Origin of the sequence: Aromatoleum evansii, assembly GCF_012910805.1 — a bacterium.
Taxonomy (GTDB): Bacteria; Pseudomonadota; Gammaproteobacteria; order Burkholderiales; family Rhodocyclaceae; genus Aromatoleum; species Aromatoleum evansii.
Map to the genome: position 1 here is coordinate 41,476 of NZ_WTVK01000026.1, position 17,751 is coordinate 59,226.

Genomic DNA, 17,751 nt, shown 5'->3' on the forward strand with positions numbered 1-17,751 from the left:
AGGGAGGTCTCCGGTTCTTGTTCGGAAATGGTGTGGAACGAGGTGGCGCGATGTTAACAAGCTCCGCGCCAGGGCGCAGCGAGGGATTTTCAGCCCTGTGATGAGCCCGATTCATGTCCTGGTCAGCATAGCAGCTGCCGCGCCCGAATCGCGCACGCTCAGGGTTTCCCCGCACCCCCGGATCGGCATTGCATGGCACACTGCGCGCCTTCGATACGGGGAAGGAATCCATGCTGGCTGGTTTGCTCGCGGCGCTCGGCGCGGGGATGTTGTGGGGGCTCGTGTTCGTCGTCCCGCTGATGCTCGGGGAATACCCCGGCATCGTGCTCGCGTTCGGCCGCTACATCGCCTTCGGCGTCCTTGCCGTCGCCCTCGCGTGGATGGACCGCGCGGCACTGGCAAGGCTCGCGCGGGCCGACTGGATCGAGGCCGGCAAGCTCGCGCTGGTCGGCAACCTCCTCTATTACGCGACGCTCGCGAGCGCGATCCAGCTCGCGGGCGCCCCGGTGCCGACGCTGATGATCGGCACGTTGCCGGTCGTGATCGCGATCTGTGCGAACCTCACCGAGCGCCGTGCCGGCAATGCCGCGGACGTCGTCGCGTGGCGGCGCCTCGCCTTGCCGCTGGTGGTGATCCTCGCCGGCCTCGTGGTCGTGCAGTTCGACTCTGCCGCGCATGCGACCGATGCGGGCGGGCAGGAGGGCGCCCGCGGCGGCTTGCGCTACGTGGCCGGTCTGCTGCTGGCCGCCGTCGCGGTCGCGTCGTGGACCTGGTATCCGATTCGCAACGCACGCTGGCTGCGTGCCCGCGGTGCGGGCCTCGCGCGTCCCTGGGCGACTGCGCAGGGTCTGGTGACGCTGCCGCTCGCGCTCGCCGCCGCCGCCGGTTTCGCGCTGTGGGAAGGCGCGACTGCGTCGGCCGCGGCATTCGAGTGGCCGTTCGGGCCTCGACCCCTGGCCTTCGTCGGCCTGATGCTGCTCACGGGCCTTGCCGCATCGTGGCTCGGCACCCTGCTGTGGAACCGCGCAAGCCACCTGCTGCCGCCGGCGTTCGCTGGCCAGCTGATCGTGTTCGAAACGCTGGCGGCCTTGCTCTATGCTTTCCTGTGGTACGGCCGCTGGCCGGGCCTCGGCGAGGCCGTCGGCATCGTCCTGCTGGTCGCGGGCGTCCTGCTCGGGGTGCGCGTGTTCCGGCCGGCCGCAACCGGATCCTGAGGAGAAAAGCGTGCTTGCGCTGATGGCGGCCGATCTCGTCGTGCTGGTGCACGCGCTCTTCATCGCCTTCGTGGTGTTCGGCGGCCTATTGACGCTGCGCTGGCCGCGCGCGAAGTGGGCACATCTGCCAGTGGCCGCCTACGGCGCGGCGATCGAACTGATCGGCTGGACCTGTCCGCTGACTCCGCTCGAGAAGACGCTGCGCCTGGCTGCGGGCGGTGTGGATTACCGCGGCGGCTTCATCGAGCATTACCTGATCCCGCTGATCTATCCCGCGGGCCTCACGCCGCGGGTCCAGCTCGTGCTCGGCCTGCTGGTGCTGGTGGTCAACGTGCTCGTGTACGGCATCGTCGCCCTGCGTCGGAGGCGCAGGGCGGGCGAGTGACCGGCGCCCTCGTGAGGCGCATTGCGTTTCAGTGGGGTTGGGGGTAACGCACGCCCAGCAGCAGGCCGACTGCGGCCCGTGCAATGCGGGTGACCACGCGTTTCGTGCCGTGCCAGCCGTCGGCCAGGAGCTGGCCCAGGGCTTCGTTGCGCAGACGCTGCGCTTCGCGGATTCGGCCTTGGTAGAAGAGATAGTCCTTGTCCATCGTGCGGCTCCTTGACGTTGCAGCCCTTCGTGAGGGCATGGACGCGACTGTACGGAGCTTGTTGCGTCGCAACAAACGATCGTTCATCATGTGATGCCTTAGAAAAATTCATCCATGTGATCGTCCGCGTATGGCCGTCCGTCTCCCGCCGCTCAACGCCCTGCGCGCCTTCGAGGTCGCGGCGCGTCACCTGAGCTTCAAGCGCGCCGCCGAGGAGCTGTCCGTTACCCCGACCGCTGTCAGCCACCAGATCCGCGGCCTCGAGAAGGATCTGGGCGTGCCCCTGTTCCGACGCCTGACGCGCGCGCTCGAACTGACCCCGGAGGGGGCGGCGATGCTGCCCAAGCTGCGCGAAGCGATGGGCGCGATCGCCGAGTCGGTCGAGGCCGTCCGCGCGATGCGGCCGTTGAGCCGCCTGTCGGTCGTCGCCCCGCCATCCTTCGCCTCGCGCTGGCTGGTCCCGCGCCTGCAACGTTTCGCCGAAGTGCACCCGCAGGTCGAGCTGCATCTGGCGAGCGCCACCAAGGCCATCGACGGCCGCGACGCCGCGGGGCTGGGTATCGAGCCGCTCACCGCGCGCGCCGAGGGCGGCCAGTTGTGGATCCGCTTCGGCACGGGCACGTATCCCGGCTATCGCTGCGAGCTGCTGCTCGAACCCGAATACACCGCGGTGTGCAGCCCGGCGCTGCTGCGCGCGAAGATTCCGCTGCGCCAGCCGTCCGACCTGCGGCGGCATTGCCTGATCCACGACGATACCGTGCCCGACACGCGCGAGCGGCCGACCTGGGCGGAGTGGTTGCAGGCGGCCGGGGCATCCGCGGTGCGCGCCGATGCCGGCCTGCATTTCAGCGACTCCGGCCTCGCCATCGCTGCGGCGCTCGACGGGTTGGGCGTCGCGCTGGTGTCCAAACCGCTGGTTGCCGCGGAGGTCGCCGCCGGCCGCCTCGTCGTGCCCTTCGGCATCAGCCTGCGGCGCCGTTTTGCCTATTACATCGTGACGCCGCAGGCTGTGGCCCCGCGGGCCCACGTCGCCGCGTTCCGCGACTGGCTGCTGGACGAGGCCCGCCGCGACGCCATCCGCTTGGCCGATGCGCAGGCCGCGCTCGCCGATTGAGTCGAACTGAACCGAATGGCGCCTCCGGGCGTCCGAGTACAATGCACGCGACAATGATCCCCGATTCTCCCCCCAGCATCACCGCGGGCGCCCGCCCGCCGGCCCGTCCCTCGCCCTTCCTGCCGATGTCCCGCGCCGAGATGAAGGCGCTCGGCTGGGACGCGTGCGACGTGATCCTCGTGACCGGCGACGCCTACATCGACCACCCCAGCTTCGGCATGGCCCTGATAGGGCGGCTGCTCGAGGCGCAGGGCTTTCGCGTCGGCATCATCAGCCAGCCCGACTGGAAGAGCGCCGAGCCCTTCCGCGCGCTCGGCCGGCCGCGCCTGTTCTTCGGCATCACCGCCGGCAACATGGATTCGATGGTCAACCGCTACACCTCCGACCGCAAGATCCGCTCCGACGACGCCTACACCCCCGGCGCCGAAGCCGGCAAGCGCCCCGACCGCGCGGTGACCGTCTACGCGCAGCGCGCGCGAGAGGCTTTCCCGGATGTGAACGTCGTGATCGGCAGCATCGAGGCCTCGCTGCGTCGCATCGCGCATTACGATTACTGGTCCGACAAGGTGCGCCGCTCGGTGCTGCCCGACTCCAAGGCCGACCTGCTGATTTTCGGCAATGCCGAGCGTGCGCTCGTCGATCTCGCTCGCCGCCTCGATGCCGGCGAGCCGATTGCAGCGATCCGCGACCTGCGCGGCACCGCCTTCATGGTGAAGCCAGGCTGGCTGCCGGGGGAGGACTGGAGCGAGATCGACTCGCTGAGCCTGGACCGTCCCGGCCGCATCGAACCGCATCCCGATCCCTACGCAATGGAGGCGGAGAAGAGCACTGCGCCGGCCGCGCAGCCCACGGGCGATGGTGCCCAGCCGGTGCGCATCGTTCCCGCCGCCGAGCGCGTCGCCGCGCGCCGCGCCGCCCGCGGCAAGACCGCCGTCCGCCTGCCCTCCTACGAGACCGTCAGCGTCGACCCGGTGATGTACGCGCACGCTTCGCGCGTGTTCCACCTGGAGTCCAACCCGGGCAACGCGCGGGCGCTCGTGCAGGCGCACGGCGAAGGGCCGGGCCGGCGCGACGTGTGGCTCAACCCGCCGCCGATCCCGCTCTCCACGCCGGAGATGGACTTCGTCTACGGCCTGCCCTACGCGCGCCGCCCGCACCCCGCCTACGGCGACACGCGCATTCCGGCCTGGGACATGATCAAGTTCTCGATCAACATCATGCGCGGCTGTTTCGGCGGCTGCACCTTCTGCTCGATCACCGAGCACGAGGGCCGCATCATCCAGAGCCGCTCCGAAGGCTCGATCCTGCGCGAGATCGAGGAGATCCGCGACCGCACGCCCGACTTCAAGGGTCACATCACCGACCTTGGCGGCCCCACCGCGAACATGTACCGCCTCGCGTGCAAGGACAAGAAGATCGAGACCTCGTGCCGGCGCCTGTCCTGCGTGTACCCGGACATCTGCGAGAACCTCGGCACCGACCACGCGCCGCTCGTGTCGCTGTACCGCAAGGCGCGCGCGATTCCCGGCGTCAAGCGCGTGACCATCGGCTCGGGGCTGCGCTACGACCTCGCGGTGCGATCGCCCGAGTACGTGAAGGAGCTCGTCACGCACCACGTCAGCGGGCTGCTCAAGATCGCGCCCGAGCATACCGAGGAGGGACCGCTGTCGAAGATGATGAAGCCCGGCATCGGCACCTACGAGAAGTTCGCCGCGATGTTCGAGAAATACTCGCAGGAGGCGGGCAAGAAGCAGCACCTCGTGCCCTACTTCATCGCCGCGCACCCCGGGACGACCGACGAGGACATGGTGAACCTCGCGCTATGGCTCAAGAAACAGGGCTTCCGGCCCGACCAGGTGCAGACCTTCCTGCCCACGCCGATGGCGATGGCGACGACGATGTACCACAGCCGTCGCAACCCATTGCGCAAGGTATCGGCGGACTCCGAGGTCGTCGAGACCGCCCGCTCCGGCAAGGTCCGCAAGCTGCACAAGGCCCTGCTGCGCTGGCACGACCCGGAGAACTGGCCGCTCATCCGCGAGGCGCTGCAGCACATGGGGCGCGCCGACCTGATCGGCAACGGGCCGCACTGCCTCGTGCCGCGCCATCAGCCGGGCGTGCCGCTGGGCGCGGCCGAGCGCCCTGCGGCATCCGCGGGGCGCCCGCCGTCCGGAGGCCCGGCAGGCAAGCGTCAGCCCGGCGGCAGGCCGGCGCCGGCAGGCAACCGTGGTGCGCCGGCGGGGCGTGCGCCGGCACGTTCCGCTGCGGCCGCGAGCGGCAAGCCCGCCCGCACGGGCAAGCGCCATGCGTAGGCCAACGACGGAGCTCATGTTCCGCGAGCCGGTCGAGGACGGCCTCGGACCGCTCGCGGGCGGATGGCTGGAAGGGGCGCAGCACTGTCCGTCGCCGAACTGCGATGCGCGCCCCGCCGGCAACGAGGTGAAGCTGATCGTCGTGCATGCGATCAGCCTGCCGCCGGACGAGTTCGGCGGTCCGGGCGTCGAGCAGTTGTTCACGAACGCCCTCGATCCCGCGGAACACCCATACTACGCTGCGATCAGCCCTCTGCGCGTGTCGGCGCACTTCTTCATCCGCCGCGACGGCCGCCTGATGCAGTTCGTGCCCACGGACGCGCGCGCATGGCATGCCGGCGTGTCGAGCTGGAACGGGTGCGAGCGCTGCAACGACTTCTCGATCGGTATCGAGCTGGAAGGCTGCGACACCCAGCCCTTCGAGCCGGCGCAGTACACCCGCCTCGCCGCGCTGCTGCGCGTGCTGTGTGCGCACTACCCGGTCGAGGCGGTCACCGGCCATTCGGACATCGCTCCGGGGCGCAAGACCGACCCCGGTCCGTGCTTCGACTGGCAGCGATTGCGGCTGGCGCTCGACCTGCCGAAGCTCGCCTGCGGACCGGCGTCAGGGACGGTCTGAGCCCTTCCGAATGATGTTGTTACATCTTTTGTGACAATTTTTCCGCAGCCTTCGAATGCCTGCCTGTGCAAGACTTCGCGTCCAGGAGGAGGGCGGAGGGACTTCCCAGGCCGTGTGCCTGGTTGACCAAGCCCAATCAAATCAATAAAGTAGGGTCGTTGCTGCGGTGCAGCAACGTGGTTTTTCAATAATTGGACGCGGGGCGGTGCGCGATTTCCAGCGAAATCGGGTGCCCTGGGGCAGCGCCGGAGAGCGCATCCCATCCTCGCCGGGCGTGAGATCTGGTTGCGATCGCGCGCTCGAACAACCACTGAAGACGTGATCATCCGACTGACAGGCGAAGTCTGCCTGGGCGTGCTGTTGGCGCCGCGGTCGGGGAGCATGGTCGCAGCAGGGAGGTACCGATGACTCACGCAACTTGTCCTGGCCGCAGGCCTCACGGCGCGGCCGCGTTCTTCGTGCATTTCGTCCACGGCAGTCTGATGCTCACCGCCTTCGCGCTCGTCGCGTTCGTCGGAGCGGCTTATCTGCAGAAGGATCCCGTCAGCTACGCTGACCTCGCCGCGGGGGCGTCGGAGTCCGTCGCAGCAGGCGACGCGGCACAGGCGCCGGTCGCGCATGCGCCCACCGAAACACCTCGGCCGAAGTCCGTCGCATCGGCAGGCGGCTTGTCCATCGAGATGCGCGGCGTGCGCGATTTTGTCGCTCAGCGCTACAAAGTTTCGACGCGCACGCTCGAGCCGCTGCTTACGGCAGCCGAACTCAGTGGCCGCAAGCTCGGCATCGACCCCTTGCTGATCGTCGCGGTGATGGCGATCGAATCGAGCTTCAATCCCTTCGCCGAGAGCAACATGGGCGCGCAGGGCCTGATGCAGGTGATCCCGCGCTTCCATATGGACAAGATCGGCCGCAACGCCGGCGAGGACGCACTGTTCGACCCCACGCTCAACATCCGCGTCGGCACGATGGTGCTCGTCGAAGGCATGCAGCGCTTCGGCACCCTGCAAACCGCGCTGCAGTACTACGGCGGCGCGCTCCGCGATCCGAACGCGAGCTACGCGAACAAGGTGCTGGCGATGAAGAAGCGCCTGGTCGCGGCAGCATCCCGCGCCAAGACCGAAACCGGCGTCTGATCCGCGGCGGAGGGGAGCGTCTCCCCGTCGCGCCGATCTTCCTCAGGCCAGCATGCGCGCGATGCGTTCGGCCGCTTCCAGCAGGCGCTCACTGCGGTTCGTGTAGGCGATGCGCAGGTGGCGGCGCGGCTGGTTGTCGCCGAAGTCCAGCCCCGGCGTCGCCGCCACTCCGGCTTCCTCGATCAGGCGCTGCGCGAGCGCTTCGCTGTCGTCGGCGAGGCGTGACACGTCCGCGTAGATGTAGAAGGCCCCCTGCGGCTCCGCCGCAACCACGAACCCCAGTTCGCGCAGGGCTGGCAGCAGCGTGTCACGGCGCTGCGCGAACTCGTGCCGGCGCGCCTCCAGGATTTCTATCGTCGCGGGCGCGAAGGCGGCCAGCGCGGCGTGCTGCGCTGGCGTCGAGGGCGAGATGAAAAAGTGCTGTGCAAGCTTCTCGATCTCGCGCACGTAGGCCTGCGGAGCGACCAGCCAGCCCAGGCGCCACCCGGTCATGCCGAAATACTTGGAGAAGCTGTTCACGACGAACACGTCGTCCATGCTCTTCAGCACGGTGCTCGCGTCGACGCCGTAGGTCAGGCCCTGGTAGATCTCATCGACGATCAGCGTGCCCCCGCGCGCGAGCACCGCCGTCCGCAATGCGGCCAGTTCGGCCTGCTCGAGCAGGGTGCCGGTGGGGTTGGACGGGCTGGCGACGATCAGCCCGCGCGTGCGTGCCGTCCACGCGCCGGCCACCTGGTCGGGTGTCGGCTGGTAGCGCGTCTCCGCGCCCACCGGCAGCGCGCGCGGCACGCCCTCGAAACTGCGCACGAGGTGGCGGTTCGACGGGTAGCCGGGGTCGGGCAGCAGCCACTCGTCGCCCGGGTCGGTCGTGGCGGCCAGCGCCAGCATCAGCGCGCCGGAGGCCCCCGGCGTCACGATGATGCGCTCAGGTGCGACGTCCGCGCCGAAGCGCTCCTGGTAGAAGCGTGCGATCGCCTCGCGCAGCGGCGGCAGGCCGAGGGCCGCGGTGTAATGCACGTCGCCGCCGGCGAGGAAGCGCGTCGCCGCATCGATCATCGGCTGCGGCGTCGCGAAGTCCGGCTCGCCGACTTCCATGTGGATGATGTCGCGCCCCTGCGCTTCGAGCTCGCGTGCGCGTCGTAGCAGCTCCATCACGTGGAACGGCTGGATGTCGACGGTGCGGCGGGCGAGATGCGGGCTCATGCGGAATCCTCGGGTGCGATCGGTGTGAAATTGTAGGGGACGGAAAAAACAAAAGCGCCGACACTCGGCGCTTTTGCTCGTTCAGCCGGCCTGGGCCGGCCGGAGAACTCAGACCGACAAGGCCAGTTCGAACATCTCGCGCTTGAGCGTCAGCGCGCGCGGCAGGCGATCCTGCAACTTGTCGAACCATTCCTTGTGCAGCTCCAGTTCCTTCTTCCAGGCGTCGGCGTCGACCTGGGTCAGGGCCTCGAACTCCTCCTTCGTGACGTCGGAGCCGGTCCAGTCGATGTCCTCGAACTTGGGCATCCAGCCGAGCGAGGTTTCCTTCGCGCCGATGCGGCCGCGCACGCGGTCGACGATCCACTTCAGCACGCGCATGTTCTCGCCGAAGCCGGGCCACATGAACTCGCCCTTCTCGTTGATGCGGAACCAGTTCACGCAGAAGATCTTCGGCGTGTTCTCGACCACGTGGCCCATCTTCAGCCAGTGGTTGAAGTAGTCGCCCATGTGGTAGCCGCAGAAGGGCAGCATCGCGAACGGGTCGCGGCGCACCACGCCCTGCGCGCCGAACGCGGCAGCGGTGGTCTCCGAGCCGAGGGTCGCCGCCATGTACACGCCGAAGTTCCAGTTGAAGGCCTGGTAGGCCAGCGGCACGGTGGTCGCGCGGCGACCGCCGAAGATGAAGGCCGAGATCGGCACGCCGGCGGGGTCTTCCCAAGCGGGGTCGATCGACGGGCACTGGCTTGCCGGCGCGGTGAAGCGCGAGTTCGGGTGCGCCGCCTTGCGGCCGGTTTCCTTGGCCAGCTCCGGCGTCCAGTCCTTGCCCTGCCAGTCGATCAGGTGTGCGGGGGCTTCCTTGCTCATGCCTTCCCACCACACATCGCCGTCGTCGGTCAGCGCGACGTTGGTGAAGATGATGTTCTCCTTCAGCGTCGCCATCGCGTTGTAGTTGGTCTTTTCCGACGTGCCCGGGGCGACGCCGAAGAAGCCCGCTTCGGGGTTGATGGCGTAGAACTTGCCGTCCTTGCCCGGCTTGATCCATGCGATGTCGTCGCCGACGGTGTAGATCTTCCAGCCGTTGAAGGACTTCGGCGGGATCAGCATGGCGAAGTTGGTCTTGCCGCAGGCCGACGGGAAGGCCGCCGCGACGTAGGTCTTCTCGCCTTCGGGCGACTCGACGCCGAGGATCAGCATGTGCTCGGCGAGCCAGCCTTCGTCGCGCGCCATCGTCGAGGCGATGCGCAGCGCGAAGCACTTCTTGCCCAGCAGCGCGTTGCCGCCGTAGCCCGAGCCGTAGGACCAGATCTCGCGCGTCTCGGGGTAATGGACGATGTACTTGGTGTCCGGGTTGCACGGCCAGCGCGAATCCTTCTCGCCCGGCCCGAGCGGGGCGCCGACCGAGTGGATGCAGGGCACGAACTCGCCGTCGGTGCCGAGCACGTCATACACGGCCTTGCCCATGCGCGTCATCGTGCGCATGTTGGTGACGACGTAGGGGCTGTCGGAGATCTCCACGCCGATGTGCGCGATCGGCGAACCGAGCGGGCCCATCGAGAACGGCACCACGTACAGCGTGCGACCCCGCATGCAGCCCTTGAACAGGCCGTTGAGGGTCTCGCGCATGGTGGCCGGGTCTTCCCAGTTGTTGGTCGGACCGGCGTCGTCCTTGTTCTTCGAGCAGATGTAGGTGCGATCTTCGACGCGCGCGACGTCCGAGGGGTCGGACCACGCGAGGTAGGAATTCTTGCGCTTTTCCGGATTGAGCTTGATCAGCATGCCCGCGTCCACCATTTCGGCGCACAGGCGGTCGTATTCCTCGACCGATCCGTCGCACCAGTAGACCCGGTCGGGCTCGGTCAGTGCGGCGATTTCGGCGACCCACTTCTTCAGGCCGGCGTGGCGGATGTAAGCGGGCGCGCCGGCCAGGATGGTCTCGGCGGACAAGCGTTGAGTCATGGTGAAAAGCTCTCCAGATTGCAGAAGCAAAAGCGGTAACCCACCTGGAGCTCGCAGCCACGCGTCCTGGCGGGGTTTTGAACGGGTCTTCGGACCTTCTTGTGGTGCCGGCCTTGCGGAAACTACTAGGGTAAACCGCAGTCGGCGAAAGCCTAATATTATGCCACGCCAGCGGGGCCGACGGAAAACAGCTTCTTCGCTCCCCGGCGTTCGGTCGTTCCGCCGCATTCCGGCGGGGCTGTCTCCCGGCTGCAATCCGCGGCATCATTGCAGGTTCGGGAGACGGTCGGCGACGACCGCGAGAGATTGATTACAACAATGACGGGACATCACATGGACGAACTGATCCGCGCTGCGGCGCTCGACTATCACCGCTATCCGCGGCCGGGCAAGATCTCGGTTACCCCCACGAAGGTGCTTTCCAACCAGCGCGACCTGTCGCTGGCCTATTCGCCCGGCGTTGCCGCCGCGTGCGACGCGATCGTGGAAGAACCGGCGGAAGCCGCGAACCTGACCGCGCGCAGCAACCTGATCGGCGTGGTCACCAACGGCACGGCAGTGCTCGGTCTCGGCAACATCGGCCCGCTCGCCGCCAAGCCGGTCATGGAAGGCAAGGGGGTGCTGTTCAAGAAGTTCGCCGGCATCGACGTCTTCGACCTCGAGATCGCCGAGAACGACCCCGACAAGCTGATCGACATGATCGCTGCGCTCGAGCCCACCTTCGGCGGCATCAACCTCGAGGACATCAAGGCCCCCGAGTGCTTCTACATCGAGTCGCGCTTGCGCGAGCGCATGAAGATCCCGGTCTTCCACGACGACCAGCACGGCACGGCGATCGTCGTCGGCGCGGCGATCCTCAATGGCCTGCACCTGCTGGGCAAGGACCTGAAGAAGGTCAAGCTCGTCACTTCCGGCGCGGGCGCTGCGGCGCTCGCCTGCCTGGGCCTGCTCGAGAAGCTCGGCATCCCGGTCGAGAACATCTGGGTCACCGACCTCGAAGGCGTCGTGTATGAAGGCCGCACTGCCCTGATGGATCCGATCAAGGCGCGCTACGCGAAGAAGACCGAGGCGAGAAAGCTCGCCGAGGTCATCGAGGGCGCGGACGTGTTCCTGGGCCTGTCGGCGGGCGGCGTGCTCAAGCCCGAGATGGTCGCGAAGATGGCGGCGAAGCCGCTGATCCTCGCGCTCGCGAATCCGACCCCGGAGATCCTGCCGGAACTGGTGAAGTCGGTGCGCGACGACGCGATCATCGCCACCGGCCGTTCGGATTATCCGAACCAGGTCAATAACGTCCTGTGCTTCCCCTTCATCTTCCGCGGCGCGCTCGACGTCGGCGCGACGACGATCACCGACGAGATGCAGCTCGCCGCGGTGAAGGCGATTGCCGAGCTCGCGCGCGCCGAGCAGAGCGACATCGTCGCCGCCGCCTACGGCGAGAAGGTGTCGGGCTTCGGTCCCGAATACATCATCCCGCGCCCCTTCGATCCGCGCCTGATCGTCAAGATCGCCCCGGCGGTGGCCGAGGCCGGCATGGCCTCGGGCGTGGCGACGCGCCCGATCACCGACTGGGATGCCTACCGCACCCAGCTCAACAACTTCGTGTGGCATTCGGGCCTCATCATGAAGCCCGTGTTCGCCGCAGCGCGCGGCCAGAACCAGCGCATCATCTTCGCCGAAGGCGAGTCCGAGCGCGTGCTGCGCGCGGTGCAGACCGTCGTCGATGAAGGCCTCGCGCGCCCGATCCTGATCGGCCGCCCCGATGTCGTGAATGCGAACATCGAGCGCTTCGGCCTGCGCATGCGCGCCGACCATGACTTCGAGCTCGTAAACCCGGATTCCGATCCGCGCTTCAAGGAGCTGTGGACCTACTACCACGGCCTGATGGAGCGAGAGGGCGTCTCGGTCGAGTACGCGAAGAAGGAAGTGCGCCGCCGCACCACGCTCATCGGCGCGTTGCTGCTCAAGCAGGGCTATGGCGACGGCCTGATCTGCGGCACCTACGGCATGCACCGGCTGCACCTCGACTTCATCGAGAAGGTCATCGGCCGGCGCGAGGGCGTGAAGCACTGCTATGCGCTCAACGTCGTGAACCTGCCCGAGCGCACGCTGTTCCTCGCCGACACCTACATCAACTATGACCCGTCGCCGGAACAGATCGTGGAGATGACCTTGCTGGCGGCCGAGGAGATGGCGCGCTTCGGCATTTCGCCCAAGGTCGCGCTGCTGTCGCACTCGTCCTTCGGTAGCGCCGACTCGCCGACTGCCGAGAAGATGCGCGCCGCGCTGCGTCTGCTGCACGAGCGTCACCCCGAGCTCGAGGTCGAGGGCGAGATGCATGGCGACGCGGCGCTCGACGCCGAGCTGCGCCTGCGCATCTTCCCCAATGCGCGCATGCGCGATGCTGCCAACCTGCTGATCTTCCCGACGCTGGACGCCGCCAACATCGCCTTCAACCTGCTCAAGACGGCGGCGGGTGAAGGCATGACGGTCGGCCCGATCCTGCTCGGTGCGGCACGTCCGGTGCATATCCTCACGCCTTCGGCGACCGTGCGCCGGATCGTCAACATGACCGCACTGACGGCCGTCGAAGCGGCGCAGCGTCAAATCTGACGCACCTGGCCGTGAAAACGCGGGTGCGGGCCTTCCCCGGCCGGCACCCGCGTGGCAAGATTTTCCCGGTAGTGTCCGCAAGCGACCGGAGGCTCGATGGCTGAAGGCAAGGCTGCGCTGGTACTGACGGGAGGCGGCGCGCGCGCCGCCTACCAGGTAGGGGTGCTGTCGGCGATCCGCGAGATCCGCGGGCGGCAGGCGGGCAATCCGTTTCCAATCCTGTGCGGCACCTCGGCGGGCGGCATCAACGCCGTCGCGCTGGCGGTCTTTTCCAGCGATTTCACCCGCGGCGTGCGCATGCTCGCGCGCATCTGGCGCCAGTTCCACGTCGACCAGGTGTATCGTGCGGACGCCGCGGCACTGCTTGCGAACGGCCTGCGCTGGGCGTCGGCGCTGACGCTGGGCTGGGCGATACACCAGACGCCGCGCTCCCTGCTCGACAATTCCCCGCTGCGTCGTCTGCTCACCGAAGTGCTGGACTTCTCGGCCATCGGCCGCAGCATCGAGCAGGGTCACCTGCACGCGGTGAGCGTGGCGGCATCGGGCTATTCCTCGGGCGAGAGCCTCACCTTCTTCGAGGCCGTGCCCGAGGTGCAGGCGTGGCGGCGCATGCAGCGGCTTGGCATGCGGGCGTCGATCGGCGTCGATCATCTGCTGGCGACGAGCGCGATTCCATTCGTGTTTCCGCCGGTGCGCATCAACCGCGAATGGTTCGGCGACGGCTCCATGCGCCAGCTCGCGCCGGTCAGTCCCGCGATCCATCTAGGGGCCGACCGCATCCTCGTGATCGGCTCAGGGCGGCTGGCGGAGGAGGGGCGCCAGCGCTCCGAAGGCTACCCTTCGCTCGCGCAGATCGCCGGCCATGCCCTGTCGAGCATCTTCCTCGACAGCCTGTCCGTGGACCTCGAGCGGCTCCAGCGCATCAACATCACGGCCGGGGCGATGAGTCCGGAACAGCGCGCCGCAGCCGGCGTCAACCTGCGGCCGATCGAAACCCTCGTGATTTCACCGTCGCAGCGGCTCGATGCGATCGCCGGGCGCCACCGCGAAAGCCTGCCGCTCGCGCTGCGCACGGTGCTGCGCGGCATCGGCGCGATGCGCCGCGACGGATCGACGCTGCTGTCCTACCTGCTGTTCGAACCGCCCTTCACGCAGGCGCTCATCGAGCTCGGTTACAAGGACACGATGGACCGGCGCAGCGAAGTGGCGGCTTTCCTCCGTGTGTAACGTTCGCCATGTACGGCGCAGGGTCATCTAAACTGTTAGTTTGGACGGACGTGTGACGCGATGTAAGAAATTTTTCGCGGAATACTTCAAAAAGACTTGATATCTGCTTAATTTGCATAAGAATAGTAATGAGACGGATGTTGTTCCCTTCCGTGTTACTTTTGTTTCAGGCCACAACATGAAATTCCGTAATCTGGCGATCGCGATGGTCAGTCTCGCGATGATGCAGGCGGGCTGGACTCTCCCCGCTTCCGCCGCCACGCGGGCGGCCGGGTCCGATTCGACTGGAACCGTGACGAAGTCCGTCAAGAAGTCCGCGAAGCGCTCGGTCAGCGCGCCGGCCAAGAAGACGGTGAAGAAGCGCGTGAGCCGCAAGGCGGTCGCGCGTCAGGAAGCACGCCGCGTCAAGGTGTCGTTGCGTCGTGATGCCGTGATCCCCGAAGCGGCGATCGACAGTGCGCCGCTGCAGCTTGATGCCGCCGGCCTGCCGCATCTGCGCTCCTCGGCCTTCCTCGTCATGAACCAGAACACCGGCCATGTGATCCTCGAGAGGAAGAGTGATTCCGTGCTGCCGATCGCGTCGATCACGAAGCTGATGACGGCGATGGTCGTGCTCGATGCCGGCCAGAGCCTGTCGGAGGAGATCACGATTTCCGAAGGCGACATCGACACGCTCAAGGGCACGGGCTCGCGCCTCGCGCTGGGCACCCGCCTGACGCGCGAGGAGATGCTGCATCTCGCGCTGATGTCGTCGGAGAACCGCGCTGCGTCGGCACTCGCGCGCCACTATCCCGGGGGCGAGGCGGCCTTCATCGCGGCGATGAACGTCAAGGCGCGCATGATCGGCCTGACCGAAACGCATTTCGCCGATCCGACCGGCCTTACCCCGGAAAACGTGTCGAGCCCGCACGACCTCGCGCGCATGGTGTCGGCGGCGTCGACGTATCCGCTGATCCGCGAGTTCTCGACGACTTCCGAGCGTTACGTGCAGATCGGTTCGCGCATGCACCGCTTCGGCAACACCAATTCGCTCGTGCGCAACCCCGATTGGGAAATCGGCGTCCAGAAGACGGGCTACATTCGCGAGGCGGGCCGCTGCCTCGTGATGCAGGCTTGGCTGTTGAAGCAGCCGGTGATCATCGTGCTGATGGACTCCGACGGCCGCTACTCGCGCACCGCGGACGCGGTGCGCATCAAGAAATGGCTCGAGGCCGCCGGCCCGCAGCGCGTGGCGACGGCGGCCGGCAAGGAAAACATCTGAGCTTGCGTGAACGCGCCTCCCCCGGCAGTGCCGGGGCGGCGCTCAGCGCGCGGGGCGTTTGACGTAGCCCAGCGCACGGGAAATCTCGTCCGCGGCCTCGCGCACGAGCGGGGCGCGGTCGGGGCTGAAGCGCTCCGAGGGGGTGGACACCGACAGGCCGGCGATCAGTTCGCCACTGTCGTCGCGCACGCCCGCTGCGATGCAGCGCACCCCGATCTCCACTTCTTCCAGGTCGAAGGCCACGCCGTGGCGCCGGACCTTGTCGAGCTCCTTCTCGAGCATGCCGATCTCGGTGATCGAGGCCGGCGTCGAGCCGGGCAGGCCGGTGCGCCGAGCATACTCGCGCACGCGCTCGGAGCCGTCCTCGACGAGGAAGAGCTTGCCGGTGGCGGTGGTGTGCAGCGGGGCACGTGCGCCGACGATGTGCACGACGCGCACGGCGGAGCGGCCGCTGGAGGTCCGCTCGACGTAGACGATCTCGTCGCCGGCGCGGATGCCGAGGTTCACGCTCTCACCCGTGGCCGCATGCAGCTTGAGCATCGCCGGCATTGCCGTTTCGCGCAGGGAAATGCGCGACTTGACCAGGCTGCCGAGTTCAAGCAGCCGGATCCCCAGGCGATAGGTGCCTCCTTCTCCGCGCTCCACGAAACCGCTCTGCGCCATCGCGCTCAGGATGCGGTGCGCGGTCGACGGGTGCAAGCCCGTTTCCTGGGCGATCTGCTTGAGCGCGGCGGGGTCCGGGTGTTGTGCCAGCACGTCGAGCAGCTTCATCATGCGCTCGACGACCTGGATCGGATTCTTGGTTTCGGTGGGGGTGTTGGTGCTCACGCGATCGCTAAGGGATGTGCAGTTGCGCGCATTCTAGCCGGCCGGGTTGATTTCGCCTAGTGAAATGCCGCGGCGCTTCCTGCAATGCCGCCGTTGCGTCGCTGGAAGCTGCAGCGGCCAGCCGATATACTTCGAAAATTGCGCCCGGCGATGCCGGGCATTGTTTTTTCAAGGCTTCGTCCGCACGATGCGCGGGTGTGCCTGTGACCCGGATTGTCACCATGAAGCGCTCGAAGGATGCCGGTACGCCCGGCGACGCCCCCGAACAGGAAGACGCAACTGCCGCGCCGCGCCGCACGCTTGGCGTGAAGAAGCAGGACGAAGCCCCGACTGCCGAGACGCAGCGCCGCGTTGGCGTGCGTGCGCGCTTCCAGCCCGGCTATGCGAAGGCAATCGCGAAGTCGAAACCGGCGGCCGGCGACGAGAAGGCGCAGGTTCGCAAGGCCGGACGCACGCAGGAAGGCGGGCGCGACGCGGGCGAGGCGCCGGGGCGCAAGCCGCGTCCGCAGGCAGGCGCCGGGGCGGCTGCCGCGCCCCGTCCGCGCAGGGACGGCGGCAAGGCGCCAGCGAAGCCGGGGAGCGAACGCACCGAGCGCAGGCAGGCCGCCTCGGGCGCGCCTGCGCCGCGTGCCCGGCGCGGAGAGCGCCCCATTGAGGCGCGGCCGGCGCCCCGTGCGACTGCCTCGCCGGCGGCTGCGGCCGAAGGCGTGCGCCTGTCGAAAGTCATGGCCGAACGCGGCCTGTGCTCGCGCCGCGAGGCCGATGAGTTCATCGAACGTGGCTGGGTGCTGGTGGATGGCCAGTGCGTGTCCGAACTCGGCACCCGCATCGACCCGAATGCGGAGATCACGCTCGCACCGCAGGCGAGCCGACGCCAGTCCCAGCGTGCCACGATCCTGCTGCACAAGCCGGTCGGCTACGTGTCGGGCCAGCCCGAACCCGGCTACGAGCCGGCCGTTTCGCTGATCGGTGCGGCCAACCAGTTCGACCGCGACACCGCGCAGCCCTTCGATTTTGCGCATCTCAAGGGCCTGGCGCCGGCCGGACGCCTCGACATCGACTCGACCGGCCTGCTCGTGCTGACGCAGGACGGCCGCATCGCGCGCCAGTTGATCGGCGATGATTCCGAGGTGGACAAGGAATACCTCGTCCGCGTCGAGGGTGAGCTCGACGATCGCGGGCTCGCGCTGCTGAACCACGGCCTCGAGCTTGACGGCCGCAAGCTGCGGCGCGCCAAGGTCGAGTGGATCAACGAGGATCAACTGCGCTTCGTTCTGCGCGAGGGCCGCAAGCGTCAGATCCGGCGCATGTGCGAGCTGGTCGGCCTGAAGGTGGTGGGCCTCAAGCGCATACGGATCGGGCGGGTCCGGCTAGGCGACCTTCCGCTCGGGCAATGGCGCTTTCTCCACGAAGACGAGCGGTTTTGACATCTTCGCCCGTGCCTTCAGGGGCGTGGGCCTGGTCGCCGCGGCGCCGCGACGGCGCCGCGCTGCGCGCTTGACCGGCAGGCTGGCGGGATCGCTGACCCCGGACTGTTCCGTGAACCAGCCTTTCAGCGGGCAGTCGAAACCGTCCGGGCAACCATGCTCGTGGGCGCACTCCTTCTGCGTTTCATCCAGCAGCACCATTTCCCGGACGGCTTCGCAGCGGCCGATGGGAGAGTCGAGGAAGGTCATGACGAACT

Annotated in this window: 15 protein-coding genes; 10 read left to right on the forward strand and 5 right to left on the reverse strand. The window is 67.8% G+C overall.

Annotated elements, in window-relative coordinates:
- Positions 1-230 precede the first annotated feature (230 nt).
- Together GO615_RS14545 and GO615_RS14550 are read left to right on the forward strand one after the other, a co-directional pair.
- Positions 231-1,214 carry a DMT family transporter gene (locus GO615_RS14545; RefSeq protein WP_169129243.1) on the forward strand — a complete coding sequence of 328 codons (984 nt, stop codon included), beginning with the start codon at positions 231-233 and terminating at the stop codon, positions 1,212-1,214.
- 10 nt (positions 1,215-1,224) lie between these two features.
- Positions 1,225-1,599 carry a DUF2784 family protein gene (locus tag GO615_RS14550; protein WP_169129245.1) on the forward strand — a complete coding sequence of 125 codons (375 nt, stop codon included), beginning with the start codon at positions 1,225-1,227 and terminating at the stop codon, positions 1,597-1,599.
- A 28-nt stretch (positions 1,600-1,627) separates the two neighbouring features.
- Here GO615_RS14550 and GO615_RS14555 read toward each other — a convergent pair whose 3' ends face one another.
- Entirely contained in the window at positions 1,628-1,804 is a 177-nt protein-coding gene (locus GO615_RS14555) for a hypothetical protein (protein ID WP_169129247.1), read from the reverse strand.
- A gap of 130 nt (positions 1,805-1,934) precedes the next feature.
- Here GO615_RS14555 and gcvA point away from each other — a divergent pair, with 130 nt between their 5' ends.
- From gcvA to GO615_RS14575, 4 genes are all read left to right on the forward strand, one after another.
- Positions 1,935-2,918, forward strand: a complete 984-nt coding sequence (gene gcvA / locus GO615_RS14560) for a transcriptional regulator GcvA (protein WP_169129249.1) — start codon at positions 1,935-1,937, stop codon at positions 2,916-2,918.
- A 53-nt stretch (positions 2,919-2,971) separates the two neighbouring features.
- Positions 2,972-5,230 carry a YgiQ family radical SAM protein gene (locus GO615_RS14565; RefSeq protein ID WP_169129251.1) on the forward strand — a complete coding sequence of 753 codons (2,259 nt, stop codon included), beginning with the start codon at positions 2,972-2,974 and terminating at the stop codon, positions 5,228-5,230.
- Positions 5,223-5,849, forward strand: coding sequence for a 1,6-anhydro-N-acetylmuramyl-L-alanine amidase AmpD (gene ampD / locus GO615_RS14570; RefSeq protein ID WP_211167122.1), 627 nt, complete (start codon positions 5,223-5,225; stop codon positions 5,847-5,849). Before GO615_RS14565 ends, ampD begins: the two co-directional genes overlap by 8 nt.
- A 404-nt stretch (positions 5,850-6,253) precedes the next feature.
- Entirely contained in the window at positions 6,254-6,982 is a 729-nt protein-coding gene (locus GO615_RS14575) for a transglycosylase SLT domain-containing protein (protein WP_246262294.1), read from the forward strand.
- Between the two features lie 42 nt (positions 6,983-7,024).
- Here GO615_RS14575 and GO615_RS14580 read toward each other — a convergent pair whose 3' ends face one another.
- Together GO615_RS14580 and GO615_RS14585 are read right to left on the reverse strand one after the other, a co-directional pair.
- Entirely contained in the window at positions 7,025-8,185 is a 1,161-nt protein-coding gene (locus tag GO615_RS14580; protein WP_169129253.1) for a pyridoxal phosphate-dependent aminotransferase, read from the reverse strand.
- Positions 8,186-8,293: 108 nt separating this feature from the next.
- Positions 8,294-10,141: a phosphoenolpyruvate carboxykinase (GTP) gene (locus tag GO615_RS14585; protein ID WP_169129255.1), complete on the reverse strand. Its 1,848-nt coding sequence runs from the start codon at positions 10,139-10,141 to the stop codon at positions 8,294-8,296.
- Between the two features lie 333 nt (positions 10,142-10,474).
- On the opposite strand from GO615_RS14585, the gene GO615_RS14590 reads away from it, so the two are divergent.
- From GO615_RS14590 to pbpG, 3 genes are all read left to right on the forward strand, one after another.
- Positions 10,475-12,751 (forward strand): NADP-dependent malic enzyme, encoded by a 2,277-nt coding sequence (locus tag GO615_RS14590; protein WP_169129275.1) that lies wholly within the window; start codon positions 10,475-10,477, stop codon positions 12,749-12,751.
- Between the two features lie 96 nt (positions 12,752-12,847).
- A complete protein-coding gene (locus GO615_RS14595) occupies positions 12,848-13,978 on the forward strand; it encodes a patatin-like phospholipase family protein (protein WP_169129277.1) in 1,131 nt (376 codons plus the stop codon).
- 178 nt (positions 13,979-14,156) lie between these two features.
- Positions 14,157-15,239, forward strand: coding sequence for a D-alanyl-D-alanine endopeptidase (pbpG, locus tag GO615_RS14600; protein ID WP_169129279.1), 1,083 nt, complete (start codon positions 14,157-14,159; stop codon positions 15,237-15,239).
- 42 nt (positions 15,240-15,281) lie between these two features.
- On the opposite strand, the gene GO615_RS14605 is transcribed toward pbpG, so the two are convergent.
- On the reverse strand, positions 15,282-16,013 hold the full coding sequence (locus GO615_RS14605; protein ID WP_211167126.1) for an IclR family transcriptional regulator: 732 nt from the start codon (positions 16,011-16,013) through the stop codon (positions 15,282-15,284).
- 275 nt (positions 16,014-16,288) lie between these two features.
- On the opposite strand from GO615_RS14605, the gene GO615_RS14610 reads away from it, so the two are divergent.
- Positions 16,289-17,494 carry a pseudouridine synthase gene (locus tag GO615_RS14610; protein ID WP_169129283.1) on the forward strand — a complete coding sequence of 402 codons (1,206 nt, stop codon included), beginning with the start codon at positions 16,289-16,291 and terminating at the stop codon, positions 17,492-17,494.
- On the opposite strand, the gene GO615_RS14615 is transcribed toward GO615_RS14610, so the two are convergent.
- A complete protein-coding gene (locus GO615_RS14615) occupies positions 17,438-17,743 on the reverse strand; it encodes a hypothetical protein (protein ID WP_169129285.1) in 306 nt (101 codons plus the stop codon). The two genes, GO615_RS14610 and GO615_RS14615, sit on opposite strands and share 57 nt — an antisense overlap.
- Between the last annotated feature and the right edge of the window lie 8 nt (positions 17,744-17,751).